This is a genomic window from Amycolatopsis sp. NPDC114478, assembly GCF_055633805.1.
In genome coordinates this window covers 80,271-104,474 of record NZ_JBVKDO010000015.1, presented here as the reverse complement: position 1 = coordinate 104,474, position 24,204 = coordinate 80,271, and the positions used below count along the sequence as shown (strand labels likewise).

General features: G+C 73.7%; 21 protein-coding genes and 1 pseudogene. 11 read left to right on the top strand and 11 right to left on the bottom strand.

What is annotated here, in order from left to right; translation table 11 throughout:
- Window positions 1-44: 44 nt before the first annotated feature.
- From ACZ7OH_RS34485 to ACZ7OH_RS34460, 6 genes and pseudogenes are all read right to left on the bottom strand, one after another.
- Entirely contained in the window at window positions 45-1,637 is a 1,593-nt protein-coding gene (locus ACZ7OH_RS34485) for a phytoene desaturase family protein (protein WP_470284671.1), read from the bottom strand.
- A gap of 14 nt (window positions 1,638-1,651) precedes the next feature.
- The gene (locus ACZ7OH_RS34480; protein WP_470284791.1) at window positions 1,652-2,725 is read right to left on the bottom strand and encodes an NAD-dependent epimerase/dehydratase family protein; all 1,074 of its coding nucleotides are present in this window, start codon (window positions 2,723-2,725) and stop codon (window positions 1,652-1,654) included.
- Window positions 2,726-2,758: 33 nt separating this feature from the next.
- Entirely contained in the window at window positions 2,759-4,783 is a 2,025-nt protein-coding gene (locus ACZ7OH_RS34475) for a CocE/NonD family hydrolase (RefSeq protein WP_470284670.1), read from the bottom strand.
- A 21-nt stretch (window positions 4,784-4,804) separates the two neighbouring features.
- Window positions 4,805-5,989 (bottom strand): zinc-dependent alcohol dehydrogenase, encoded by a 1,185-nt coding sequence (locus ACZ7OH_RS34470; protein WP_470284669.1) that lies wholly within the window; start codon window positions 5,987-5,989, stop codon window positions 4,805-4,807.
- Window positions 5,990-6,117: 128 nt separating this feature from the next.
- Window positions 6,118-6,953: pseudogene (locus ACZ7OH_RS34465) on the bottom strand (inorganic phosphate transporter).
- Window positions 6,954-7,052: 99 nt separating this feature from the next.
- Complete coding sequence (locus ACZ7OH_RS34460; RefSeq protein ID WP_470284668.1) at window positions 7,053-7,667, bottom strand: DUF47 domain-containing protein; 615 nt, start codon at window positions 7,665-7,667, stop codon at window positions 7,053-7,055.
- Between the two features lie 93 nt (window positions 7,668-7,760).
- Between ACZ7OH_RS34460 and ACZ7OH_RS34455 the strand changes: the two genes are divergently transcribed.
- Together ACZ7OH_RS34455 and ACZ7OH_RS34450 are read left to right on the top strand one after the other, a co-directional pair.
- Complete coding sequence (locus ACZ7OH_RS34455; RefSeq protein WP_470284667.1) at window positions 7,761-8,690, top strand: glycosyltransferase; 930 nt, start codon at window positions 7,761-7,763, stop codon at window positions 8,688-8,690.
- 23 nt (window positions 8,691-8,713) lie between these two features.
- The gene (locus ACZ7OH_RS34450) at window positions 8,714-9,922 is read left to right on the top strand and encodes a glycosyltransferase family 4 protein (RefSeq protein WP_470284666.1); all 1,209 of its coding nucleotides are present in this window, start codon (window positions 8,714-8,716) and stop codon (window positions 9,920-9,922) included.
- 523 nt (window positions 9,923-10,445) lie between these two features.
- Here ACZ7OH_RS34450 and ACZ7OH_RS34445 read toward each other — a convergent pair.
- From ACZ7OH_RS34445 to ACZ7OH_RS34435, 3 genes are read right to left on the bottom strand one after another with little or no spacing between them, the layout of a single operon-like run.
- Window positions 10,446-11,336, bottom strand: a complete 891-nt coding sequence (locus ACZ7OH_RS34445) for a glycosyltransferase family 2 protein (protein ID WP_470284665.1) — start codon at window positions 11,334-11,336, stop codon at window positions 10,446-10,448.
- Window positions 11,315-12,181: a glycosyltransferase family 2 protein gene (locus ACZ7OH_RS34440; protein WP_470284664.1), complete on the bottom strand. Its 867-nt coding sequence runs from the start codon at window positions 12,179-12,181 to the stop codon at window positions 11,315-11,317. The genes ACZ7OH_RS34445 and ACZ7OH_RS34440 overlap by 22 nt, the downstream gene beginning before the upstream one ends.
- A complete protein-coding gene (locus tag ACZ7OH_RS34435; protein ID WP_470284663.1) occupies window positions 12,178-13,026 on the bottom strand; it encodes a polysaccharide pyruvyl transferase family protein in 849 nt (282 codons plus the stop codon). The genes ACZ7OH_RS34440 and ACZ7OH_RS34435 overlap by 4 nt, the downstream gene beginning before the upstream one ends.
- Before the next feature lie 70 nt (window positions 13,027-13,096).
- On the opposite strand from ACZ7OH_RS34435, the gene ACZ7OH_RS34430 reads away from it, so the two are divergent.
- The 9 genes from ACZ7OH_RS34430 (at window position 13,097) to ACZ7OH_RS34390 (ending at window position 21,603) form a co-directional block, all read left to right on the top strand.
- Window positions 13,097-14,062 carry a UDP-glucuronic acid decarboxylase family protein gene (locus ACZ7OH_RS34430; RefSeq protein ID WP_470284662.1) on the top strand — a complete coding sequence of 322 codons (966 nt, stop codon included), beginning with the start codon at window positions 13,097-13,099 and terminating at the stop codon, window positions 14,060-14,062.
- A 115-nt stretch (window positions 14,063-14,177) separates the two neighbouring features.
- Complete coding sequence (locus tag ACZ7OH_RS34425; protein WP_470284661.1) at window positions 14,178-15,851, top strand: carbamoyltransferase family protein; 1,674 nt, start codon at window positions 14,178-14,180, stop codon at window positions 15,849-15,851.
- On the top strand, window positions 15,851-16,411 hold the full coding sequence (locus tag ACZ7OH_RS34420; RefSeq protein ID WP_470284790.1) for a D-sedoheptulose-7-phosphate isomerase: 561 nt from the start codon (window positions 15,851-15,853) through the stop codon (window positions 16,409-16,411). The genes ACZ7OH_RS34425 and ACZ7OH_RS34420 overlap by 1 nt, the downstream gene beginning before the upstream one ends.
- Complete coding sequence (locus tag ACZ7OH_RS34415) at window positions 16,408-17,775, top strand: PfkB family carbohydrate kinase (protein WP_470284660.1); 1,368 nt, start codon at window positions 16,408-16,410, stop codon at window positions 17,773-17,775. Before ACZ7OH_RS34420 ends, ACZ7OH_RS34415 begins: the two co-directional genes overlap by 4 nt.
- 25 nt (window positions 17,776-17,800) lie before the next feature.
- The gene (locus ACZ7OH_RS34410) at window positions 17,801-18,487 is read left to right on the top strand and encodes an SDR family oxidoreductase (protein ID WP_470284659.1); all 687 of its coding nucleotides are present in this window, start codon (window positions 17,801-17,803) and stop codon (window positions 18,485-18,487) included.
- Window positions 18,478-19,428 carry a glycosyltransferase family 9 protein gene (locus ACZ7OH_RS34405; protein WP_470284658.1) on the top strand — a complete coding sequence of 317 codons (951 nt, stop codon included), beginning with the start codon at window positions 18,478-18,480 and terminating at the stop codon, window positions 19,426-19,428. Before ACZ7OH_RS34410 ends, ACZ7OH_RS34405 begins: the two co-directional genes overlap by 10 nt.
- Entirely contained in the window at window positions 19,421-20,725 is a 1,305-nt protein-coding gene (locus ACZ7OH_RS34400) for a UDP-glucose dehydrogenase family protein (RefSeq protein ID WP_470284657.1), read from the top strand. The genes ACZ7OH_RS34405 and ACZ7OH_RS34400 overlap by 8 nt, the downstream gene beginning before the upstream one ends.
- A complete protein-coding gene (locus tag ACZ7OH_RS34395; RefSeq protein WP_470284656.1) occupies window positions 20,722-21,327 on the top strand; it encodes a flavodoxin family protein in 606 nt (201 codons plus the stop codon). The genes ACZ7OH_RS34400 and ACZ7OH_RS34395 overlap by 4 nt, the downstream gene beginning before the upstream one ends.
- 96 nt (window positions 21,328-21,423) lie before the next feature.
- Window positions 21,424-21,603 (top strand): hypothetical protein, encoded by a 180-nt coding sequence (locus tag ACZ7OH_RS34390; protein ID WP_470284655.1) that lies wholly within the window; start codon window positions 21,424-21,426, stop codon window positions 21,601-21,603.
- Window positions 21,604-21,615: 12 nt separating this feature from the next.
- On the opposite strand, the gene ACZ7OH_RS34385 is transcribed toward ACZ7OH_RS34390, so the two are convergent.
- Both ACZ7OH_RS34385 and ACZ7OH_RS34380 read right to left on the bottom strand, forming a co-directional pair.
- Window positions 21,616-22,788 carry an FUSC family protein gene (locus tag ACZ7OH_RS34385; RefSeq protein WP_470284654.1) on the bottom strand — a complete coding sequence of 391 codons (1,173 nt, stop codon included), beginning with the start codon at window positions 22,786-22,788 and terminating at the stop codon, window positions 21,616-21,618.
- Window positions 22,785-24,134, bottom strand: a complete 1,350-nt coding sequence (locus tag ACZ7OH_RS34380; protein ID WP_470284653.1) for an aldehyde dehydrogenase family protein — start codon at window positions 24,132-24,134, stop codon at window positions 22,785-22,787. Before ACZ7OH_RS34380 ends, ACZ7OH_RS34385 begins: the two co-directional genes overlap by 4 nt.
- Between the last annotated feature and the right edge of the window lie 70 nt (window positions 24,135-24,204).

The window sequence follows — 24,204 nt, the reverse complement described above, 5'->3', positions numbered from 1 at the left end:
CATTGACCGCGCGGCAGCCCGCCCGGATCATCGCCGGCACCCGGTCAGCCGTAGATCGCGCGGTGGGCCGCCCGGATCACCGCCGCGTACCCGCCGCCCAGAACGCCCGCCCGGGCCAGTGCCGCCTTGGCCGCGTTCGCGCCCGGGCCTCCGTGTACCGCGCCGCCCGGGTGGGCCGATGCCCCCGCCAGGTACAACCGGTCCACCGGGGTGTCCGCGCGGCCCGTGCCCGGGACCGGGCGGAAGAACAGCTGCTGGTGGATCGCCGTCGTCCCCGCGTTGATCGCGCCGCCGACCAGGCCCGGGTTGTGGTCCGCCAGCTCGGCCGGTCCCTGCAGGTAGCGGGCCTTGATCAGGCCGGTGAAGCCCGGCGCGTTCGCCTCGACCGTCTCCTCGATGCGCTTGGCCCGCCGCTCCAGCGCCGCGCGGTTCTCCATCGTGCCGCGCGGCACGTGCGTGTACGCCCACGCCGCCTCCGTGCCCGCGGGTGAGCGCGTCGGGTCGGTCGTGGTCATCTGGCCCAGCAGCAGGAACGGGCGGCGCGGCGTCCGGCCGCGGGCGAGCTCGCCGCCGAACGCCGACAGCCCGTCCAGGTCCGTGCCGAGGTGGACCGTGCCGGCGCCGCGCGCGGCCTCGGCCGTCCACGGGATCGGGCCGGACAACGCCCAATCCACTTTCACGGTCGCGCTGTCCCACTCGAACTTGCCGAGGTCTTCGAGCAGCCGCGACGGCAGCCATTCCTCCCCCACGAGCTTGCGGTACAGCACCGGGGCGGGCACGTCGGCGAGGACGGCCTTGTTCGCCCGCACCGCGACACCGGAACCATCCCGGACGCCGAGCGCCCGGCCGTCGCCGACGAGCACCTCGCGCACCGGGCGTCCACAGTGGACCTTCCCGCCGCGGGACTCCAGCCGGCGCACCAAGGCCGCGATCAGCTCCCCCGCCCCGCCTTCGGGCACCGGGAACCCCGCGTCCTGGCCGATCATCGCCAGCAGCCAGCCGAACACCGCGCTGCCGGCGTTGTCCACGGACAGGTCGCTGTGCGCGGAGTTCCCCGCCACGAGCAGCTTCGCGCCCTCGCCGGTGAACAGTTCGTCGCCGAACCGGCGGGCCGGCAGCGTCAGCATCCGCGCCAGGCGCAGCGCGTCCCCGGTTCCGGTGCGCCGCAGCAGCTTCAGCGCCGGGCGGACCGGCGGGAACGGCGTGAACAACGCGTTCAGCAGCGGCTCGCGGATCTCCCGCCACTGCTCGAACAGCCGGCGCCACGCGTCGCCGTCGCCCGGGGCGAACTCGTCGGCCGACGCCGCCGTGTGGTCGATGTCCCGCGACAGCACCGCACAGCGATCGTCCGGCAGCACGTGCGCGAGGACGTCGGGGGCGTGCCGCCAGCGCAGGCCGTGCTCCTCCAGCTTCAGGCCACGGATCACCGGCGACACCGCCGAGAGCGGGTAGAACGCGCTGAACAGGTCGTTGCGGAAGCCCGGCTCGGTGACCTCGGCGGTGCGGACCGCGCCGCCCACGTGCTCGGTCGCCTCCAGCACGAGCACCGACCACCCCGCGTCGGCCAGCAGGTTCGCCGCCACCAGTCCGTTGTGGCCGGCGCCGATGACCACGGCGTCGGCGGCTTCGGTGCTCACTGGCGGCCTCCCGTTCAGGCTTGCGACTGGTGGCTCGGCCCCACCCGCGTGAGCGAGCGCAGCCTCGACACGACCCCGCCGCGGCGCGGCGGGGCCAGGGGCGGGCTCGCCGCCCCCTCGCCCGACCGGAGCCCGGCGACCAGCTCGGCGACCGCGGACGCGGCGTCGTACCGAGGTTGCCAGCCCAGCGCGGTCTCCGCCAGGGTCGTGTCCACGAGCGCCGCGCGGTCGGCGAGCTCCAGCCAGCCCGGGTGCACCGGCAGCACGCCGCCCGCCCAGGCCGCCAAGACCGCCACCTGCGCCAGCGGCTTCGGGACCGGGAGCCGCCGGCCGCCGAGGATCCCGGCCAGCGCGTCGGAGTCGAGCACCTCGGGCGCGGCGAGGTTGACCGCGCCGGCGAAGCGGCGGTCGAGGATCAGCCCGATCGCGTCGGCGACGTCGGCGGTGTGCACCGCCTGGGCGCGCAGCCCGGTCCACAGCGGAACCGGCAGCCCCCGGCCGCCGACGATCCGGGCGGGCACCACCGGGTCGAGCAGCCAGCGCGCGAACTCCCCGGCCGCGCGCCGGTGGACGATCGCGCACGGCCGGATCCGCGCCACCGACACCTCGGGGTGCCGCTCCCCGAACCGGTCGAGCAGGGTTTCCAGCGCGGCCTTGCCCCGGCTGTAGGCGCTGTGCGCGATCCCGGTGCGGGCGTGGGTTTCGGGCACCTTCTCCCAGCGGGGAGCCGGGCCGTAGGCGGCGACCGAAGACGCGACGACCAGGTGCGGCACCCCGGCCGCCGCGGCCGCAGCGAGGACGTTCCGGGTGCCGTGGTCGTTCGTGCGCCACATCGGCGGGTCGCCGCGCACCGGGGAGATGGCCCACGCGAGGTGGACGACGGCGTCGGCGCCGTCGAAGAGCCGGGTCAGCTCCGGTTCGGCGCCCGGGGCGCCGATGTCGGTGGCGCGCCAGCCCGCCCGGCGGTAGGGCAGGGCTGTCGTGTCGGGCAGCCGGCGCGCCAGGCCGACGACGTCGTGGGCAGGGTCGAGGGCGGCCAGCAGCGCCGTTCCGACGTTGCCGGTGGCCCCGGTGATCACGATCCGCACCCGCAGTGCGTACCCCGTCACGCGCCGGTGAAACTAGACCAGGTCGCGCGGGATCCGCCGGTGCCAGTTCCGGGAGACGATCCGGCGGGCACCTTCGTAGCCGTCGAGCCTCGCGTCGATCACGAACTCGGTGTCCGTGCAGGACACCCGGGTGCGCGTCTCGCTGCGCGCGAGCCACTCGCCGCGGGAGAAGGTCACGGTCCACGCGGTTTCGGCGACCGGCGAGCAGAAGTCGTCGGCCTCCCAGCTGTAGCGCTCGCGGACGTCGCGGGCGACCTCGAGGTCGAGGTCGTCGAAGCGCACGGTGCCCGCGTTCTTCACGATGTCGAGCGCGCTGTGGTAGTCGACGAGGTCCCGCGAGACGGTCCAGCGCTGCTCCCCCGGCGTCAGCGCGGTGACGGACATCGGTGGCGCGCCTTCGGGTTCGCCGAACGGCCGGGCGGGCAGCTCGTCCGGTTCGGCAACCGGCCGCACCGGCAGCTCCAGCGCGCTGTGTCCGGTGTGGACACTCAACAGCACCGGCTTCGGCGGCGGCCACGCGAGCGGCCAGTACGAAGTGGACAGTGACAGCCGGATCCGGTGCCCGGCCGGGAAAGCCTGCGCGACGGCGTTCAGCTCGATCTCGACGGCGCACCGCTCCCCCGGCTCCATCGGCGCCGGCTCGTCGTGGCCGTCCCGGTGGGTCAGGTTGAGCAGGCCGTAGGTGACGCGGGTGGCGCGGCCGTCCGGGGCGACGTCGGACAGCCGGGCCGCGACCATCGCCACCGGCCGGTCGGCCGAGACCTCCAGCCGCACCACCGGGGAGCCGAGGACCTCGCAGCGCTCGGTGAGCACGTCGGTGTCGAAGACCAGCGAGCCGCCGTCCTCCTCACGCTGGTCGTAGGGCAGGTCCGGCGGGGCGCTGTAGGACGCCCACTTGCCGGAGAACTGCCCGACCGACAGCGGCGAAGACACCGTCAAGGCCTCGTCTTCGACGGTCTCCTCGGGCCGGGCCAGCCGGTGCCGCGCCAGCGGCAGCTGCTGCGGCTTGACGTGCGGCGACGGCCAGGTCGCCTCCCCGACCCACCGGCCAGGCCGGTCTTCGTAGGACGTCGAGGGCGGCACGCTCTCCTGCATCCACGTCCGCAGCATCGGCCCGTCCATCGCCTCGTTCTCGGCACCGCGCAGCCAGTGGTCCCACCACGTCACGACTTCCTGGAGGTAGCCGATCGCCGGGCCCGGCTCGCCGAGGTGCGGGTACTTGTGCGACCACGGCCCGATCAGCCCGCGCCGCGGGACGTCGAGGTGGGCGAGCAGCCGGATGACGGCGTTGGAGTAACCGTCGGCCCAGCCGCTGGAGGCCAGCACCGGGACCTGGACGTCGCTGTAGTTCTCCGACACCGAGGCGTGCCGCCAGTAGTCGTCACGCCGCTGGTGGCCGAGCCAGTTCTCGATCCACAGGCTGCAGTTCTCCAGCCGCTCCAGCCACATCTCGCGCCACCGGTCGCCGACGACCGCCGGGTCCGGCGGCAGCGTCGCGTAGGCGAACATCGTGCCGGACTCGGCGACGTTGTCCGACAGAAGGCAGCCGCCCATGTAGTGCATGTCGTCGGCGAAGCGGTCGTCGGTGAACGAGGAGATGACGATCGCGCGCAGGCTCGGCGGTTTCCGCGCCGCGACCTGCAGGGCCGCGAAGGCGCCCCAGGAGATCCCCATCATCCCGGTGTCGCCGGTGCACCACGGCTGCGCGGCGATCCACTCGAGGACGTCCTCGGCGTCGAGCTGCTCGCGTTCGAGGTACTCGTCGGCCAGGACGCCCTCGGACTCGCCGGTGCCGCGGATGTCCACGCGCACGCACGCGTAGCCGTGGCCGGCGAGGTAGGGGTGGTGGATCGAGTCACGCGGGGCGGTCAGGTCGCGCTTGCGGTACGGGATGTACTCGAGGATCGCCGGGACCGGCTCGGCGTCCGAGGAGACCGGCCGCCAGATGCGGGCGGACAGCGCGGTCCCGTCGGACGCCGGGATCCGGACGTGGTCCTCGACGGTGATTTCGTGCGGCAGCGAGGTGACGGCTCGCAAGAGTCGGTTCCCTCCCGGGGTCTAGGGCTGGAGCAGGATCTTCTGGGCTCCGTCCAGCTTCTTCTGGAAGATCTCGTACGCGCGCGGCGCTTCGGCCAGGGGCAGCTTGTGGGTGGCGAAGCCCTCGACGCCGAGCGGGTCGCCGTCGGCGGTGAGCACCGGCATGATGTCGTCGAGCCAGTGGCGGACGTTGGCCTGGCCCATCCGCAGCTGCACCTGCTTGTCGAACAGCTCCATCATCGGCATCGGGTCGACCATGCCGCCGTAGACGCCGGACAGCGAGATCGTCCCGCCGCGGCGGACGGCGTCGATGGCCGCGTACAGCACGCTCAGGCGGTCGATGCCGGCCTTCTCGGTGACCTTGGCCCCGATGGCCTGCGGGAGGAGGTTGACCAGGTTGTGCGCGAGCTTGCCGACCGGGGCGCCGTGCGCCTCCATGCCGACGGCGTCGATGACGGAGTCGGCACCCCGGCCGTTCGTGAGCTGCCGGATGGCGTCGGCGATGTTCTTGTGGTCGCGGGTGTCGAGGGCGGTGGCGCCGTGCTCGCGGGCCCGGGCGAGCCGCTCGGGCACGAGGTCGACGCCGATCACCTGACCGGCCCCGCGGTGCCGCGCGATCCGGCAGCTCATCTGCCCGATCGGCCCGAGCCCGAAGACGACGACCGTGCCGTCCTCCGGGACGTTCGCGTACTCGACGGCCTGCCACGCGGTCGGGACGACGTCGGAGAGGTAGACGAACCGCTCGTCCGGCGGGCCGTCCGGCACCTTGATCGGGCCGTACTGCGCCTGCGGGACGCGCAGGTACTCGGCCTGGCCGCCGGGGACCTGGCCGTAGAGCTTGGTGTAGCCGAACAGCGACGCGCCCTTGCCCTGCTCCTTGACCTGGGTGGTCTCGCACTGCGACTGCAGGCCGCGTTCGCACATCCAGCAGTGGCCGCAGGAGATGTTGAAGGGGATGACGACGCGGTCGCCGGGCTTGATGCCGGTGACGGCGTCCCCCACCTCTTCGACGATCCCCATCGGCTCGTGGCCGAGGATGTCGCCTTCGGTCATGAACGCGCCGAGCACTTCGTAGAGGTGCAGGTCGGAGCCGCAGATCCCGGTCGAGGTGACGCGGATGACGGCGTCGGTGGACTCCTCGATCTTGGGGTCCGGTACGTCCTCGACGCGGACGTCGCGCTTGCCGTGCCAGGTCACTGCCTTCATGGCTCTCCCTTTTCGCGGACGGGTCTCGTGGCCCGGTTTCCCGCACGCGGAAAAGGCAAACGCCGCTCAGGTCAGCGCGCCCGCCACCAGGTACACCGCCGCGGCCACGGCGGCCGCCGCCGGGAACGTCAGCACCCAGCCCAGGACGATGTCCCGCGCGATCCCCCAGCGCACCGCCGACAGCCGGCGCGCGTCGCGCCCACGCCCATGATCGCCGCCGTGATCACGTGCGTCGTCGAGATCGGGGCCTTCACCGCGAACGCCGTCACGTACAGCACCGACGACGCCACCGACTCCGCCACGAACCCGTGCGGCGGGTCCAGCGGGAACACCCGGCGGCCCAGCGTGCGCATGATGCGAAGACCACCCGACCAGGTGCCCAGCGACAAGGCCGCGGCACACAGCAAGGTCACCCACAACGGCACCGAAAACGTCGTCTGCTCCCCCGCCGCCACCAGCGCCCGCACGATCACGCCCATGCCCTTCTGGGCGTCCTGCAACCCGTGGCCGAGCGCGAGCGCCGACGCCGAGAGGATCTGGAACCGGCGGAACACCCGGCCGCTGCGGTGCGGGTTGGCGCGGCGCAGCAGCCACATTGCAGCCACCATCGCGACGTAGCCCAGCCCGAGCCCGAGCAGCGGGGACGCCACCATCGGGATCAGCACCTTTTCGCCGATCCCCGCCCAGTGGACCGTGCTCGCGGCCGCCAGCGCCGCGCCCACCATCCGCCGATCAGCGAGTGCGAGGACGACGACGGCAGCCCGAAGTACCAGGTCACGAGGTTCCAGGTGATCGCGCCGGCGAGCGCGGCGAACACCACCGTGAGCGCGTCCGGGCCGGCCGGGACGTCGATGATGCCCTTCGCCACCGTCGCGGCGATGCCCGTCGACAGCAGCGCGCCCGCCAGGTTCATCACCGCCGCCAGCAGCAGCGCCGCGCGCAGGGTCAGCGCGCGCGTCGACACCGCGCTCGCGATGGCGTTCGCGGCGTCGTGGAACCCGTTGGTGTAGTCGAAGAAGAGCGTCAGGACGATCACGACGACCAGGGCGGCCGTACCCGTCACTCACGACTCCTTGACGGCGATGGTCTGCACCACGTCGGCGACGTGCTCGAAGGCGTCGGCGGCCAGCTCGAACTGCTCGACGACCTCCTTGGTCTTCAGCACTTCGAGGGCGTCCCCGCCGGGTTCGAACAGGTGGGCCAGCACGCGCCGGTAGACGCGGTCGGCCTCGTTCTCCAGCTCGTTGATCTCGATCCAGTACGGCTCGAGCTCGCCGACCTTCGCGAGCCCCGGCATCGAGTTCGCGGTCAGCTCGGCGCAGCGGGACAGCACCCGGACCAGCACGTCGGTGCCCGGCGGGAACGCCTCGATGCGGTAGAGCACGGCCAGGTCCGCCGCGGTGTCCATGAAGTCGAGGACGTCGTCGATCTTCCCGGCCAGCGCCTGGATGTCCTCGCGGTCGAACGGCGTCACGAACGAGCTGTTCAGCTCCACCATGATCGTGTGCATCAGCTCGTCGCCGCGGTGTTCGACCTCGTGCAGGCGCTTCGCGAAGGGTTCCCGATCTCCCGGCTCGGCGGCGACGAGGTCGCGCAGCACCGCGCTCGCGGTCACCAGGTTTCCCGCCGCGTCGGTGAGCAGGTCGAAGAACCGGGTTCCCCGTGGGGTGAACCGCATGGATGACCGTCCCTTCGTCGACGCAAGCGATGCGCGCCGGGTACCCCCTCCGAAGGCACGTTTAACAGGCGTTCTCCGGGAAACCAAGGGGCCATGACCGAACCCGGATCCCGGCGCCTGCGAGTACTGCTCTGGCACGTGCACGGCTCGTGGACCGACGCTTTCGTCCGCGGCCGCCACCAGTACCTGCTGCCGGCGTCCGCCGAGGGCGCGCCGTGGGGGCTCGGGAAGGCGGGCCGCGACTGGCCGTCCGCGACCGAGGTGCCGCTCGACCGCCTGGCCGAGGCCGAGCCGGACGTCGTGGTCGTGCAGCGCCCGGAGGAGCTGGACCTCGTGGCGCGGTTGGACGTGCCGGCCGTCTACGTGGAACACAACGCGCCCCGGCCGTACGCCGCTTCGAGCGAGCACCCCCTGGCCGGGCGGTCCGACATCACCGTCGCGCACGTGACCCACTTCAACGAGGCGATGTGGGACTGCGGCCGCGCGCCCACGACCGTCGTCCCGCACGGCATCCCCGACCCCGGCGCGCGCTACACCGGTGAGCTCGCCGCCGGCGTGTCGATGATCAACGAGCCGGTGCGCCGCCGCCGCGTCACCGGCGCCGACCTCCTCGAAACGCTCGCCGAGGCCGCCCCCGTGGATCTCTTCGGCATCGGGACCGAAGAGGTCGGCGGCCGGGGCGACGTCCCCGCGCCCACGCTGCACGACGAGATCGCCCGCCGCCGCGTCTACCTGCACACCGCCCGCTGGACGTCGCTGGGACTGTCCCTTCTGGAGGCGATGCACCTGGCGATGCCGGTCGTCGTCTTCGCCGCCACCGAGGCGATCGAGGCCGTGCCGCCCGACGCGGGCGTGCTTTCCACCGACGTGTCGGTACTGGCCAAAGGCTTCCGCGAGCTCGTGCACGAACCCGACTTCGCCGCGCTCGCCGGCAAGAACGCCCGCGAACACGCCCTGAAAAAACACGGGCTGGACGCCTTCCTCGCCACTTGGGACCACCTCCTCGCCGAGACGGCCCGCTGAACCCCGAAGGGAACGCCACACCGATGAAGATCGCGATGGTGTCCGAACACGCCAACCCCCTGGCCGCGCTGGGCGAAGCCGACGCCGGTGGACAGAACGTGCACGTCGCCGAGCTGTCGGCGGCCCTCACGCGCGCCGGCCACGACGTCACCGTCTACACGCGCCGGGAGAGCCTCGACCAGCCGCTCGAAGTCCGCGCGCCGCCGGGCTACGGCGTCGTGCACGTGCCCGCCGGGCCGCCCCGGAAGGAGCCGAAGGACCGCCTCCTGCCGTACATGGGCGAGTTCGGGAGCTTCCTGCGCGACCGGTGGGCCACCGACCGGCCGGACGTGGCACACGCGCACTTCTGGATGTCCGGTCTCGCGACCGTCCTCGCGGCGAGCGCGACCGGGACGCCCGTCGCGCAGACCTTCCACGCCCTCGGCGTCGTCAAGAAGCGGTACCAAGGGGACAAGGACACCAGCCCGGCCGACCGGATCCGGCTCGAGCGGATCATCGGCCGGCAGGCCGGGCGCGTCATCGCCACCTGCTCGGACGAAGTGTTCGAGCTGTCGCGCCTCGGGGTGCCGCGGTCGCGGATCTCGATCGTGCCCTGCGGCGTCGACCTCGGCCGGTTCTCCCCCGACGGGCCCACCGCCCGCCGCCGGGAACGCCACCGCCTGGTGGCCGTCGGCCGGCTGGTGCCGCGCAAGGGGTTCGACATCGCGATCACCGCGCTCGCCCAGCTGCCGGACACCGAACTGGTGATCGCGGGCGGCCCCGAGCGCGGGCGGCTGTCGCAGGACCCGGAGGCGGCGCGGCTGCGGGAGCTGGCCGACCGGCTCGGCGTCGGCGACCGCGTCCGGTGGCCCGGCCAGGTGTCCCGGGAGGACATGCCGGCCCTGCTGCGCTCGGCCGACGCCGTCGTGTGCACGCCGTGGTACGAGCCGTTCGGGATCGTGCCCCTGGAGGCGATGGCCTGCGGCGTCCCGGTGGTCGCGGCCGCGGTGGGCGGCCTGACCGACACCGTCGTCGACGGCGTGACCGGGCTGCTGGTCCGGCCGCACCAGCCGAAGGAGCTCGTGTCCCGGGTCCGCCGCCTGCTGGACGACCCGGCGTTGTGCCACGCGTACGGCACCGCGGGCCACGACCGTGCCGTGGCCCGCTATTCGTGGGACCGCGTCGCGGCCGACACGCTGCGGGCTTACCACAAGCTGGTCCCGGAAACCGCGGTCACCGCCGAAGCCCGCTGAGCTGGTCGTATGTGGTGATTCGGGTCAGCCGGGTCACATATCGTGGACGCCCTGAGCGACCACGATCAGTGCGCTCGTGGCCAGTGCAGTCCGACGAATAAGGTAATGAGTGCTGCTCCGTGGAGCGTGAAGTCCTTACCTTTCAGTACCGCGACGACGGCCAGCGTCACGGTGGCGAGTCCGGTCGCGCTGGTGACTGCCGTGGCGACGCGTGAGTTGACCGAGTCGCGACGGTCATATTCGCTCTTCAGCTCGTTCCCTATGAACGTCGCGTAGGGTCCTGAGCCGGCTCCATGCCCGGCGGGGTCGACGGTGTGGCTTGAGTCGGCGTCTCGTCGTTCTGCTGCGGCTCGGTCACGAACTCCTCCATTTTCGCCCGGATATAGTGGAGTCGCGACTTCTGCTCGTTCCCTAACGGGGACCTTCGGCGCTGCGGCCGGTCCCTCCAAGACCAGGGACGTACAGAACGGGGCTCTATCCAGTGGAGGAGCCCAGCCAACGTGAATAGCCACTCACAACGCCGTCAGCCCACGTAGCGGCGGGCCTTCGAGTTCCGCTGGGGTTCTTCCAGCAGGCACAGGCCGTGTTCGACGTGCGGCGGGACCACCTTGCGGTCCGCGAGGACCCGGGGCAGGCCGCGCAGCACGTCGAAAAGGGCGGCCGCCGTCGCCCGGTCGCGTGGGGCCGTGCGCAGCACCTCGCGGCCGCGGCGGAAGACCGCCGGCCAGGGGCGGCGCAGCAGGAGCGTCCACAGGGTGTTGCGGATGCCGAGGCGGCGGCGGTGGCGCGGGTCGCGCAGCTTCGACGGCGCGTGGTGGATCACGACGTCCTCGGCCCAGCACATCCACCAGCCGCGCGCGGCGAGGTCCAGCGCGAACAGCTCCTCCTCGCCGCCCAGCCACATCCGCGTCGAGAACCCGCCGACTTCGCGGAACGCGCTCACGCGGACCGCGGTCAGCCCGGCCATGATGCCCAGCAACGCCGGTCCCGGCAGCCACGACGGCCCCGGTACCGGGGATTCACGCAGCTCCGGCGTGATCGGGTCCTCGGCCAAGCCCGGCTCGACCAGGCAGCGGCCGGTCACCGAGGCGAGGCCAGGGTACGCGTCAAGCAGGTCCGCCGCCCGGGTCAGCGCGCCCGGCTGCCAGGTCGTGTCGTCGTCGCAGAACGCGACATACGGCGTCGTGACCTCCTCGACGGCGACGTTGCGCGCCACCGCGCCGAGGTTGTCCGGCAACGGGAACAGCCGGACACCGGGGAACTCGCGGGCGACCATGGCGGCCGTCCCGTCGGCGGACCCGTTGTCCGCGACGAAGACCGGCGGCTCGTCCGGCAAGGACGTCATGTGCGCCAAGGTCTCCCGCAGCTGCTCACGGCGGTTGCAGGTGATGATCACGACCGAGATGCGCGCCATTCGGCGGTCCTTTCCAGAGTCCGGGCCTGGTGTTCGACGTGCGCGGGCAGCACGCGGCGGGAGCCGAGGGCCCGGGGCAGCCGGGCCACCGCGCCGAGCACGGCGCTCGGCGCGGCGACGAGTGTCCGGGCCACTTCCCGGCGGCAGACGCGCGGCGGGCGGCGCAGCACGGCGATGAGCAGCCGGTTGCGCAGTTCGGCCCGGCGGCGCCAGGACGACGGCGGCCGCGACCGCGACGGGTGGTGGTGGGCGCGCAGGTGCCCGACGTAGCAGACGTCCCAGCCGCGCGCGGCCAAGTCGTAGGCGAGCAGCTGCTCCTCCGCGCCGAAGTGCAGGAGCGGGCTGAAGCCGCCGATCTGCAGGTACGCCGTCCGGCGGACGATCGCGGAGCAGGCGAGGAACCCGAGCACCAGCGGCCCGGGCGCGCCGTCGGGGCGGCCGAGCGGGCTGCGCTCCATCTCGGGCGTCACGGGGTCGTCCCGGCATTCCGGGCCGACGAGGGTGCGGGCGGCGAGGAGGCCGGTCCGCGGGTGCTCGTCGAAGATCCGTTCGGCTTCGGGCAGCGCGCCGGGCGCCCACCACGAGTCGTCGTCGCTGAAGGCGACGTACGGCGTATCGGCGACGAGCACCCCGAGCGTGCGGGCGGCGGCACCGAGGTTGTGCGGCAGCCGGATCAGCCGGACGCCCGGGAAGCGCGCGGCGACGTCGGCGGTACCGTCCTCGGAAGCGTTGTCCAGCACCACGACCGGCGGTCGCGGGTCCAAAGAGGACAAGTGCGCGAGGGTGCGCAGGAGTTCGGCGGCACGGTTGCGCGTGGCGATGACGACGGTCGTGCGCGCGCTCACCGCGAACCCGCCAGTTCGTCCAGGAACCCGCCCAGGGACGGCACCGGCGGCGGCGTGACCACTGTGGACAGACACCACTTCAAGCGGGCGTCCAGCGAAGCGGTGTCCCCGGCGTCGTCGGCGGCGATCACCGGCCAGCCGAGTGCCTTCGCCTGCGCTGTCACCTTTCCCCCGCCGGCAACCGGATCGACGGCGACCACCGGCACTCCCGCCTTCAACCCGAGTACCAGCCCGTGCAGCCGCGTGGTGACCACGACGTCCATTGTGGACAGCAACGAGACGAACTGGTCCGGCGTCGCGCACCGCTGCCAGTCCTCGTGCGCCAGCCGCGTATCGAGGGGAACCCGCGCGCAGTCCAATCCCGCGACCCACGCGGTCAGCGCGTCGTGGACTTCGTCGTGCCGGCCCGCGCCGCCGTACTCGGGCTGGTGCGGTGCGAGGACCACGCCCAGCACCGGCGTCTTCGAGACCGGCGCGGTCAGGGAGAGGTCCGGGGTGACGCCGTCGTCGCGCGGGAAGATCCGGTGGAACCCCGTCGCCGCCGGGTCTTCCGGGTCGGGGACGGAGACGCCGAGCGCGATCCGGCGGCAGGACGCGTACCGGTCGTGCAGCGAACGCACCTGCGGCCCGTGCACCGGGCCGCAGGCGAACACCACGTGCGTGTAGTCCTCAGGCGGTGCGTCGGGCAGGTGCCGGGTGCCGGGGCGGAAGCCGGGGCTCCACACGACGTCGTGGTCGATCCCCGCTTCCGTGAGCGCGGTCCCCACCGCGCGCAAGCTGAGGACGTCCCCTGCGGTCGCTTCGCCGTGCAGGAAACTGGCCCATCCGGTGAGCAGAACTCGCATGCGTGCCGGGTACCCGGGTGCCGCGGTCTAAACGGGTTTGCCGCCGGAGCCGCCGGGTAGCCGGATCGGCATGACGAATCCGGGAGTGACCAGGCGGTTCGAACGTGCGGTGGTGACCGGGGGTGCCGGTTTCGTCGGCGCGCACCTGTGCGAGCTGCTGCTCGGAGACGACATCGAAGTGATCGCCGTGGACAACCTCGCGACGTCCTCGGCGGACACCCTCGACGTGCTGCGCCGCCACGACCGGTTCCGGTTCGTGCGCCACGACGTCACGCGGCCGATCCCGCTGGACTGCCGGGCGGACGTCGTCTTTCACCTGGCTTCGGCGGCGTCGCCCCGCGACTACCTCGCCCTGCCGCTGGAGACGCTGCGCGCCGGCTCGTACGGCACCGAGCACGCGCTCGACCTCGCCCGCCGCGAGGGCGCCCGGTTCGTCCTCGCCTCCACCAGCGAGGTCTACGGCGATCCGTTGGAGCACCCGCAGCGCGAAGAGTATTGGGGCAACGTCAACCCGATCGGCCCTCGCAGCGTGTACGACGAGGCCAAGCGCTTCGCCGAAGCCCTCACCTCCGCCTACCGCCGCGAACACGGCGTCGACACCGGGATCGCGCGGATCTTCAACACCTACGGCCCGGGCATGCGCGCCCACGACGGCCGCATGATCCCCGCGTTCCTCGACCAGGCCCTCAAGGGCGAACCGATCACGGTCACCGGAACCGGCGAGCAGACGCGGTCCATCTGCTACGTCGAGGACACCGTCCGCGGCCTCCTCGCCCTCGCGCGGTCGGACCACCCTGGCCCGGTCAACATCGGCAACCCGCACGAGCTGACCGTCCGCCGGGTCGCCGAGCGGATCAAGGAGATCACCGGCTCGGACTCCCGCATCGAGGAGATCGACGCCGTCGTCGACGACCCGAAGCGCCGGTGCCCCGACATCTCCCTCGCGCGGGACGTCCTGGGGTGGGAACCGAAGATCGACGCCGACGACGGCCTCCGGCGCACCGCGGCGTGGTTCCGCCGGGCGCCGCTGCGCTGAGTAGCGACGCCCAGGGCTTTCGGGCCCGATCGTTTATGGGTGACTTCGCCGGGTAGCGCTATACGCGAGAGCGGACCGGCCAAGAAGTCCGCACCGGAATGCCAGAGGCAGGTCGATGCGCATCCTCGGGATCAACGCCGTCTTCCACGACCCGGCCGCCGCGCTGGTGGTGGACGGCGAGATCGTCGCCGCGGCCGAAGAAGAACGCTTCAGCCGCCGCAAGCACGGCAAGCAGGCCGTCCCGTTCTCCACGTGGGAACAGCCCGCGCAGGCCGCGGCCTGGTGCCTGGAGCGGGCCGGACTGTCCGCGAAGGACCTCGACGCCGTCGGATATTCCTACGATCCCGCATTGGTCGAGCCCGGCCTGGCCGGCCACGACCCGAGCGGCGAGGAGCTGCGGACCGAGTTCGCGAAGCGCGCGCCCCGGTTCCTGAAGTCCGCGTTGCCCGGTCTCGACCCGGGCATCGTCAAGTTCGTCCGTCACCACGTCGCGCACGCCGCGTCGGCCGCGCTGGCCGCGCCGTTCGGCGACTGCGCCGTGCTGGTGGCCGACGGCCGCGGCGAGAGCACGTCCTACCTGGCCGGTGAGTACCGCGACGGCCGGTTCAAGGAACTGGCCGCGCAAAAGCTCCCGCACTCGCTCGGCCTGCTCTACGAAGACCTCACCGAGCACCTCGGCTTCGCCCGCTCCAGCGACGAGTACAAGGTCATGGCGCTGGCCTCCTACGGCAAACCCGAGTACGTAGACGAACTCTGCGAGCACGTCCACGTCACCGGCGACGGCGGCTTCCACGCCGCCGGCGTCGACCTGGCCGCGCTCGCCCCGCGCCGGGCCCCGGGCGAGGAGCTCACCCGGCGGCACGCCGACCTGGCCTCGAGCGTCCAAAAGGTCCTCGAAGACATCCTGCTGGAGCTGACGGACTGGCTGCACGAGCGCACCGGCCACCGCGATCTCGCCTTGGCGGGCGGGATCGCGCTGAACTGCGTCGCCAACAGCCGGCTGCACGCCGAGGGCCCGTTCGACCGGGTCTGGGTGCAGCCCGCGGCGGGTGACGCGGGCACGGCGCTGGGCGCGGCCCTGCAGCTGGCCGCCGACGCCGGGGAACGCGGCGCGCCGATGGGCGACGCGGGCCTGGGTCGCGAATGGACCGACGAGCAGCTGGAAGCCATCCTGATCAAGGCGAAGCTGCCCTACGAGCGGCCCGACGATGTCGCCGAGACCGTCGCCGAAGCGCTCGCGGACGACGCCGTCGTGGCCTGGTTCCAGGGCCGCGCCGAGTTCGGGCCGCGGGCGCTGGGCCACCGCTCGCTGCTGGCCCACCCGGGCCGCAAGGCGAACCTCGAACGCCTCAACGACGTCAAGGGCCGCGAGCAGTTCCGCCCGGTGGCGCCGATGGTGCGGGCCGAGCGGGCGGCCGGGATCTTCACCCGCGGCCCGCTGCCGAGCCCGTACATGCTGTTCGTGCACGACGTCGCCGAACACTGGCGGGAGAAGATCCCCGCCGTCACGCACGTCGACGGCACCGCGCGCGTCCAGACCGTCGAAGACCGCGAAAACCCCGTGCTGGCGCGGATGCTCGCCGGGTTCGAGCGGCGCACCGGCCTGCCGGTCGTGATCAACACCAGCCTCAACACGGCGGGCCGGCCGATGGTCGACTCGCCCCGCGACGCGCTCGAGTGCTTCGGCTCGGCGCCCATCGACCTGCTGGCGCTGGGGCCGTTCGTGCTCCGGCGTCCCCGTCCGACACGAGCCGGCGCGGCGTCGCCGGAGGAAAAGGAGGTGCCGTGATGGAAGACCATCTCGCCGCTCTGGCCGAGGCCGCCCGGCGGGCCCGCGAATCCGCGCCGAAGATCACCGGCTGGGGCCGGCACCTGGCCGGGGTCTTCGAGGCCGGCGGGCGGCTGCTCGCCTGCGGCAACGGCGGCAGCGCCGCCGAGGCCCAGCACCTGACCGGCGAGCTCGTCGGGCGGTTCCGCCACGAACGGCGGCCGTTGTCGGCGATCGCGCTGCACGCGGACACCTCGGCGACCACGGCCATCGTCAACGACTACGGCGACCACGAGGTCTTCGCCCGCCAGGTCCGCGCGCACGGGCGGCCGGGTGACGTGCTGGTCTGCCTGTCCACCAGCGGCACCAGCCAGAACGTCGTCGCCGCGGCGAAGGCCGCGCACGAACTGGGCGTCACGACGTGGGCGCTGACCGGGCCCGCGCCGAACCCGCTGGCCGCGTTGTGCGACGACGCCGTGACGGTCGAGGCCCCGACCGTCGCGACCGTCCAGGAGATGCACCTGGTCCTGGTGCACGGCTTGTGCGCGGCGCTCGACGACGCGCTCGGGGTGACCGCGTGAAGCCGCTGGTCGTCCTCGGCGACACGCTGCTCGATGTCGACGCCGAAGGCACCGCCGAGCGGCTGTGCCCGGAGGCACCGGTGCCCGTGGTCGACCTGACCGCGCGGCGCCGCCGCCCGGGTGGCGCCGGGCTCGCGGCCTTGCTGGCCGCGAGGTCCGCGGCCGAAGTCGTGCTGGTCACGCCGCTGGGCGACGACGAAGGCGGGCACGCGCTCACCGGCCTGCTCGAACCCGACGTCACCGTGCTGCCGCTGCCGCTGCGCGGCACGACGGTGTGCAAGACCCGCGTCCGCGCGGGCGGGCAGTCGTTGCTGCGCCTGGATTCCGGCGACGGCACGGCCACCGCCGGCCCGCTGCCCGCCGCGGTGCGCGAGGCCCTCGAAGACGCCGGCGCGATCCTCGTCGCCGACTACGGACGCGGCCTGACGCGCAACCCGCACGTCCGGCGGCTCCTGCGGGACCGGGCCGAGCGGATCCCGGTGGTCTGGGACCCGCACCCGCGCGGCGCCCAGCCGGTGCCCGGGATCGCCCTGGTGACGCCGAACCTCGCCGAGGCCCGCGCGGTGCTCGCCGGGCACGAGGAGCCGGCCGAACTGGCCAAGCTGCTGCGCGGGCACTGGCACGCCGGCGCGGTCGCGGTGACCGTCGGCTCGCGCGGCGCCGTGCTGTCCGACGGTCTCGGCGAAACGGCCGTGCCGGTCCCCGCCCCGGCGCGGGCGCCGGGACACGCCGCGCCCGACACGTGCGGTGCGGGCGACCGGTTCGCCGCGGCCGCCACCACGGCCCTGCTCGCCGGGGCCGACGCGGGGGAAGCCGTCGCGACCGCGGTCGAGGCGGCTGCAAGGTTCGTCGCCGACGGCGGGGCCACGGCGCTGTCCACGAACGACGGCCCGGTGCCGGACCCGCAGCCGGCCACCGACGCCTTCGGCCTCGCCGAGCGCGTCCGGGACCGCGGGGGGCGCCTCATCGCCACCGGCGGCTGCTTCGACCTGCTGCACCCCGGGCACGTGAGCCTGCTGCGCCAGGCCCGTGCCCTCGGCGACGCGCTCGTCGTCTGCCTCAACTCCGACGCGTCGGTGCGGGCCCGCAAGGGACCCGGCCGCCCGCTCGTGCGCGACCGCGACCGGGCGCGGCTGCTGACGGCATTGTCCTTTGTGGACGCCGTGGTCGTGTTCGACGAAGACTCCCCCGCCGCCGTGCTGGACCGGCTGCGCCCGCACGTGTGGGTCAAGGGCGGCGACTACGCGGCCGCCGACCTGCCCGAACGCGCGGTCGTCGAGCGCCACGGCGGCGAGGTCGTGCTCGTCCCGACCGTGCCCGGCTATTCGACGTCGCGGCTGGTCGCCGCGGCGGCCAGTGCCTGACTCCCCCCCTCTCCGAAGGAGTGCGATGCGACCCCTCGGCAACGTCCTGATCACCGGTGGCGCTTCCGGCCTCGGCGCCGCCACCGTCGACGCCGTCCGCAAGGCGGGCGGCACCCCGTACGTCCTCGACCGCGTCCGCCCCGACGACCCGGCCGAATACGTCGAAGCCGACCTGACCGACACCGCCGCGACCGAGGCCGCGGTGCGCGAGCTCGCCGACCGCGCGGGTGGCCTGGACGGCGTGTTCACCGCCGCCGGCACCGACGCCTGCGGCCCGCTCGGCGGAGTGTCCACAGAGGACTGGGAGCGGGTGGTGAAGGTGAACCTGCTCGGCACCGCCGCCGTCGTCCGCGCCGCGCTCCCCTACCTCGAACGCTCGCACGGCACCGTCGTCACCGTGGCGTCCACGTTGGGCATCAAAGCCGTCAGTGACGCAACCGCTTACTGCGCCTCGAAGTTCGGCGTCGTCGGCTTCACCCGCGCGCTGGCCGCGGAGCTGGCCGGGCGCGTCGGCGTCACGCTGCTGATCCCCGGCGGGATGTGGACGCACTTCTTCGACGGCCGCACCGACCAGTACAAGCCGCCGCCGGACGCGAAGCTCAACCAGCCCGAGAACGTGGCGAACACGGTCGTCTTCGCGCTGCAGCAGCCGCCCGGCTCCGAGGTCCGCGAACTCGTCGTGTGCGCTTCGGAGGAGGGATCGTGGCCGTGAGCTCCGCGGTCCTCGCGCTGCGGGCGCTCGGGCTCGGCGACCTGCTGACCGGCGTCCCCGCGCTGCGGGCCCTGCGGGCCGCGTACCCGGACGACCGCTTGGTGCTGGCCGCCCCGGCGGGTCTGCGCGACCTCGTCGAGCTGATCGACGCGGTCGACGAGCTGCTGCCGACGGCCGGACTGGGCGACCTTGCCTGGCCCGGGCCGCCGCCGAAGCTGGCCGTCAACCTGCACGGCAGCGGTCCGGAGAGCCTCCACGACCTGCTGGCCACCGACCCCGCCGAGCTGCTGACCCACCACCACCCGGACTTCCCCGACGTGCCCGGTCTCGAGTGGCGCGCCGACGTCCACGAAGTCGACCGCTGGTGCCGGCTCGTCGAGTACGCCCACCTGGAAGCGGACCGCGCGGCGCTGCGGCTGCCGGTGCCGCCGGGCCCGAGCCCCGCGCCGGACGCCGTCGTGGTGCACCCGGGCGCGGCCTTCCCCGCGCGCCGCTGGCCGCCGGAACGGTTCGCCGGCGTGGTGCGGGCGCTCGCCGCGGCCGGGCACCGCGTGGTCCTCACCGGCAGCGCGGCCGAACGCGAACTGGCGTCGTCGATCGCCGACCGCGCCGGGCTCGGCGAAGACGCCGTGCTCGCCGGGCGGACGGACCTGGCGGAACTGGCCGCACTCGTGGCCGGGGCCGCGCTGGTCGTCTGCGGCGACACGGGTGTCGGGCACCTCGCGACCGCGTTCGGCACGCCTTCGGTGCTGCTGTTCGGCCCGACCCCGCCGCGGCTGTGGGGACCGCCGCCGTCGGCGCGGCAGCACGTCGTGCTCTGGGCGGGCAACGTCGGGGACCCGCACGGCGAAGAACCCGACGGCGGGCTGCTCCTCCTCGGCGAGGAACGCGTGCTGGCCGCGACCCGCTCGGCGCTGGAAGCGCGGGTGGCGCATGGCTGAGCACATCGGGATCGTCGGCGCGGGCTATGTCGGCCTGACCAGTGCCGCCTGCTTCGCGCGGCTCGGGCACCGGGTGACCTGCGTGGACGCCGACCAGTCCAAAGTGGACGCCTTGCGCCGGGGCGAGGTGGCCATCGCCGAGCCCGGCCTGCCCGAGCTGGTCGCCCAGGGCCTCGGAGACGGGACGCTCACCTTCACCGGCGCCCAAGCCGAGCTGTCCGGCGCCGGCCTCGTCCTCCTGTGCCTGCCGACCCCGCCCGCCGAGGACGGCCGGCCCGACCTCGGTGTGCTCGAACACGTCCTGCCGCAGCTCGGGCGCCTGCTGCGAGCCGGCTGCGTGGTGGTCACGAAGTCGACTGTCCCGGTCGGCACCGCGGCCCGGCTGCCCGGGCTGCTGGGCCGGGACGACCTGCCGGTCGTGGCCAACCCGGAGTTCCTGCGCGAAGGGCACGCGGTCGAGGACTTCCTGCACCCGGACCGGGTCGTGGTCGGAACCGACCCGCCGGGCTCGGCGGCGGCTTCGCGCGTGGCCCGGCTGTACGAGCCGACCGGTGCCCCGGTCGTCGCCACCGACTCGGCCAGCGCCGAACTCGCGAAGTACGCGAGCAACGCGTTCCTCGCGGTGAAGCTGTCGTACGTGAACGTCCTCGCCGAGCTGTGCGAGCGGTTCGGCGCCGACGTCCGCGAGGTCGCCCGCACCATGGGCCTGGACGCGCGGATCGGCCCGGAGTTCCTCGCCCCCGGGCCCGGCTGGGGCGGCTCGTGCCTGCCGAAGGACACCTCGGCGCTGCTGCACGCGGCCGAGTCCGCCGGCGTCGAATTCGGCATCCTGCGCGACGCGGTCCGCGTCAACGCCCGGCAGCGCGCGCGGGTCGTGCGGTCCGTGCGCCAAGCCGTCACCGGCTCGCCGGCGGGCTCCCTCGCCGGCGCGAGGATCGGCCTCCTGGGCTTGGCGTTCAAGGCCGGCACCGGCGACCTGCGCGACTCCCCCGCCCTGGGGGTGGCGGCCGACCTCGCCCGCGCCGGTGCGGAGCTGGCCGCCCACGACCCGGCCGTGAGCGCCGTGCCCGGCCTGGACGCCGTCCAGGTCGTCGACGACCCGTACCTGGTGGCCAAGGACGCCGCCGCGCTGGTCGTGCTCACCGAATGGCCGGAGTTCCGGGACCTCGACTGGGCCCGGCTCGCCGCGTCGGCCGCGCAGGCGATCGTCGTCGACACCCGCAACCTGCTCGATCCCGACGCTCTTCCGGGCTTCACCCACGTCGGCGTCGGCACCCCCTCCAGGAGGCAGTCATGACCCTGCGCGCCCTCGCGCTGACCTGCACGCTCAAGCCGTCGCCGGCGAAGTCGAGCAGCGACCTCATCGCGCGCCAGCTGCTCGACCTCTTCGCCGAGCGGGGTGTCACCGGCGAGGTGGTCCGCGTGGTCGACCACGACGTCCGCCCCGGTGTCGAGGCCGACATGGGCGCCGGCGACGAGTGGCCGGAGATCCGGCGCAGGATCGCGGCCGCGGACATCCTGCTGATCGCCACCCCGACGTGGGTGGGGCACATGTCGAGCGTCGCCCAGCGGGTCCTCGAACGGCTGGACGCGGAACTGTCCGAAACGGACGACGAGGGCCGGCCGGCGATGTTCGGCAAGGTCGCGGTGGCCGCCGTCGTGGGCAACGAGGACGGCGCGCACAAGATCATCGCGGACCTGTTCCAGGCGCTGAACGACGCCGGCTTCACGGTCCCCGCCCAGGGTGCGACGTACTGGAACGGCGAGGCCATGCAGGGCGGCGACTACCAGGACCTCGACGAGACGCCGAAGGCCGTGGCCTCGACGAACGCGACGCTGGTCCGCAACGCCGTCCACTTGGCGACCGTGCTCGGCGCGCAGCCGTACCCGGCGTCGTGACTACTCCTTTCGAGTGAGGCGCTTGCTCCGGACGAGTGAGGCGCACGCCACGGGGTAGCCGGGCAAGACCTTCGAACCCGTCAGGGGGCCCCACCGATGCCGAACCGAGTCATGATCAGCCGCGACAGCAAGCCGATCCCCTGCGAGGAGTGCGGCCTGCCGACGCTGCACGTCGCCCGGCTGGTCGCGGGCGACGGATCGCTGCTGGGCCAGACGATGGTCTGCACGGCCTGCCGCCGCCACCGCGCGGAAGCCGAGGCGCTCGCGATCCCGTGACCGCGGGCCGGCTCAGCGGTTCTCCAGCTGCTCCACGAGCAAGCGCGCGGGAAGGATCATCGTGCCCAGGCCCAGCCGGGCCGGGACGCCGTCCTCCTCCGCCGTCACCAAGCGCTCCTCCAGCTTCTCCAGCAGCGCGCGGCACTCCTCCAGGTCGACCGGCTGCCCGGCCACGGCCACGGCCTGCACCGCACCCGCCAGCAGGTGCATCAGGTCGGCGAGGGAATCCCGCGCGTCCGGCCAGGGGTACTCGAACGGGTGACGGCCCGCCCCGCTCGCCGTCGTGCGCACCGCGGCGACCAGCTGGGACACCGCGGGCCAGAGGGAGATGAGTGTCCGCAGGGGACGCTCGTGGTGCGTGCCCGAATTGGGCCGGCCCCGGCGCAGGTTGAGCTTCCGCCCCTCCTGCGTCAGGCCGACCGCCTCCTCCGCGGCCAGCACCTGGCTCCGCGCGTCGCGGGAGCGCGACAGCAGGTCGTCGAGCTCGCCCGGCTCGTCGTGGCGCACGACGTCGGACAGCGACTCCAGCAGACCGGCCAGCGCCGTCGCGAGCCGGTCGGCCGCCGTGGCCAGGCGTTCGCCGTACAGCGGCGGGAAGATCAGCGTGTTGACCGCGACGCCGATGGCCGCGCCGAGCGCCGTCTCCAGGAGGCGGTCGCCGAGCAGCGAAAGGTCGCGGGCCGTGCCGTAGGAGACCAGCAGCATGCCGGTGACGCCGACCCAGACGCCGGCGTCGCCGAAGCGCCGCCAGCTGCCCGCGAGCAGGCCGACGAAGACGACGACCGCCAACGCCACCGCCTGCCAGGGGATCAGCTGACCGGCCACGGCCGCGAGCAGCACGCCGCTGGCCACCGAGCCGACCTGCTGCAGCCACCCGCGCAGGGACCGATACACGGTCGCCTCGACCAGGAAGATGGCCGCGTACGGCGCGAGGAACGGCTGCGGCAGCTTCAGCACGAGCGTCGCCAGCAGCCACGCCGCGGTCGCGGCCAGCGTCGCTTTGGCCGTCTGGACGAGGATCCGGCGTTCGCGCCCGGGCACCCGCAGCGCGCGGGCGAACCAGCCCCACGGCGTCCGGTCGTGCCTGTCGGCGTCCGTGCCGAACGCGGCGGCGAGGCCCCGCCGGACCTCGTCCCCCGCCTTCAGCCGGACCGGGCGGCGGTCTCGGTCGTTCCGGTCGGTCATCCGGGCGGCGCCACGTGCACGAGCTTCGTCTGGGTGAGCTCGTCGAGCAGCTCCGGCCCGTAGCCGTACCCGTTGCCGCTGCGGCCGCGGGGATGGGCCGCGCCGCCGGGCGCGCCGCCGAAGACGTTGTTGACCTTCACCGTCCCGGCCGGCAGCTCCCGCCACGCGCGCTGGGCGTTCGCCATCGACGCCGTGAGCACGGTCGCCGCGAGCCCGTAGTCACCTGTCGCCGCCTGAGCGAGCCCCTCGTCGAAGCTCGGCACGACCTGGACCGGGGCCACCGGGCCGAACGTCTCCTCGGTCATCACCCGCAGGTCCGCGGCGCACCCGGTGAGCACGGTCGCCGGGTAGTGCGCGCCGGGCCCGTCCGGCAACGCTCCCCCGGTCAGCACCCGGGCGCCGCGCTCGACCGCGTCCGCGACGTGCGAGTGCACGTGGTCGCGGTGGCGCCGGTCGACCAGCGGCGCGAGGGTCCGCGCTTCGGCCTCTTTCACCAGCGCGGCGAGGAAAGCGTCGGCGACGGCTTCGTGGACGTAGATCCGTTCGACGGCGACGCAGATCTGGCCGGAGTTGGCGAACGCGCCCAGCGCCGCCTGGCCCGCCGCCCACGCCGGGTCGACGTCCGCGTCGACGACGAGGGGGTCGTTGCCGCCGTTCTCGAGCAGCGTCTTCGCGCCGGTCGCGGCCGCGCTCGCGGCGATCGACCGCCCGGTCGCCGTGCTGCCGACGTGGGCGACGACGTCGACGTCGGCGCGCATCGCCAGGACCGCCCCCACCCCGCCGTCGCCCTGCACGGTCTGCACCACGCCGCCGGGGAACACCCCGGCCAGGATCTGCCCGAGCAGCTGCCCGGTGTGCGGCGCGCGCTCGCTCGGCTTGTGCACCACGGTGTTCCCGGTGACCAGGGCCGCGCCGAGCAGGCCGCAGGCGACCGCGACCGGGTCGTTCCACGGCGTCAGCGCGACGACCACTCCCCGCGGCTCCGGCACCATCAGGTCGGTCGCGCCCGGGTCGCCGAGCAGGCTGCGCCCGCGGTGGACCGGGCCGAGCTCCGCGTACTGGTCCAGCGTGCCGGCGCCGGCGAGCACGCCTTCGCGGGCTTCGTCGCGCGGCCGGCCCGTTTCTGCCTCGTTCGCGGCGGCCAGTTCGTCCGCTTGGGCCCGCAGCCGTTCGGCCGCGGTGCGCAGCAGCGCGCCGCGTTCGGCGGCCGGCGTCCGCGCCCACGCGGTCCGCGTCTCGTTCGCCAGCGCCAAGGCGGCGTCGATCTCGTCTTCGCCCACGGTCGGCACGCTGCCCACCACGCTGCCGTCGGCCGGGTTCCGGATTTCGAGTGTCCCCGCGATCATCCGCACCTCCTTCTCGTCCCGGCCCGGTTACCCGCGCGCCCGCGATCGACACGCCGTTTGACCGGGCACC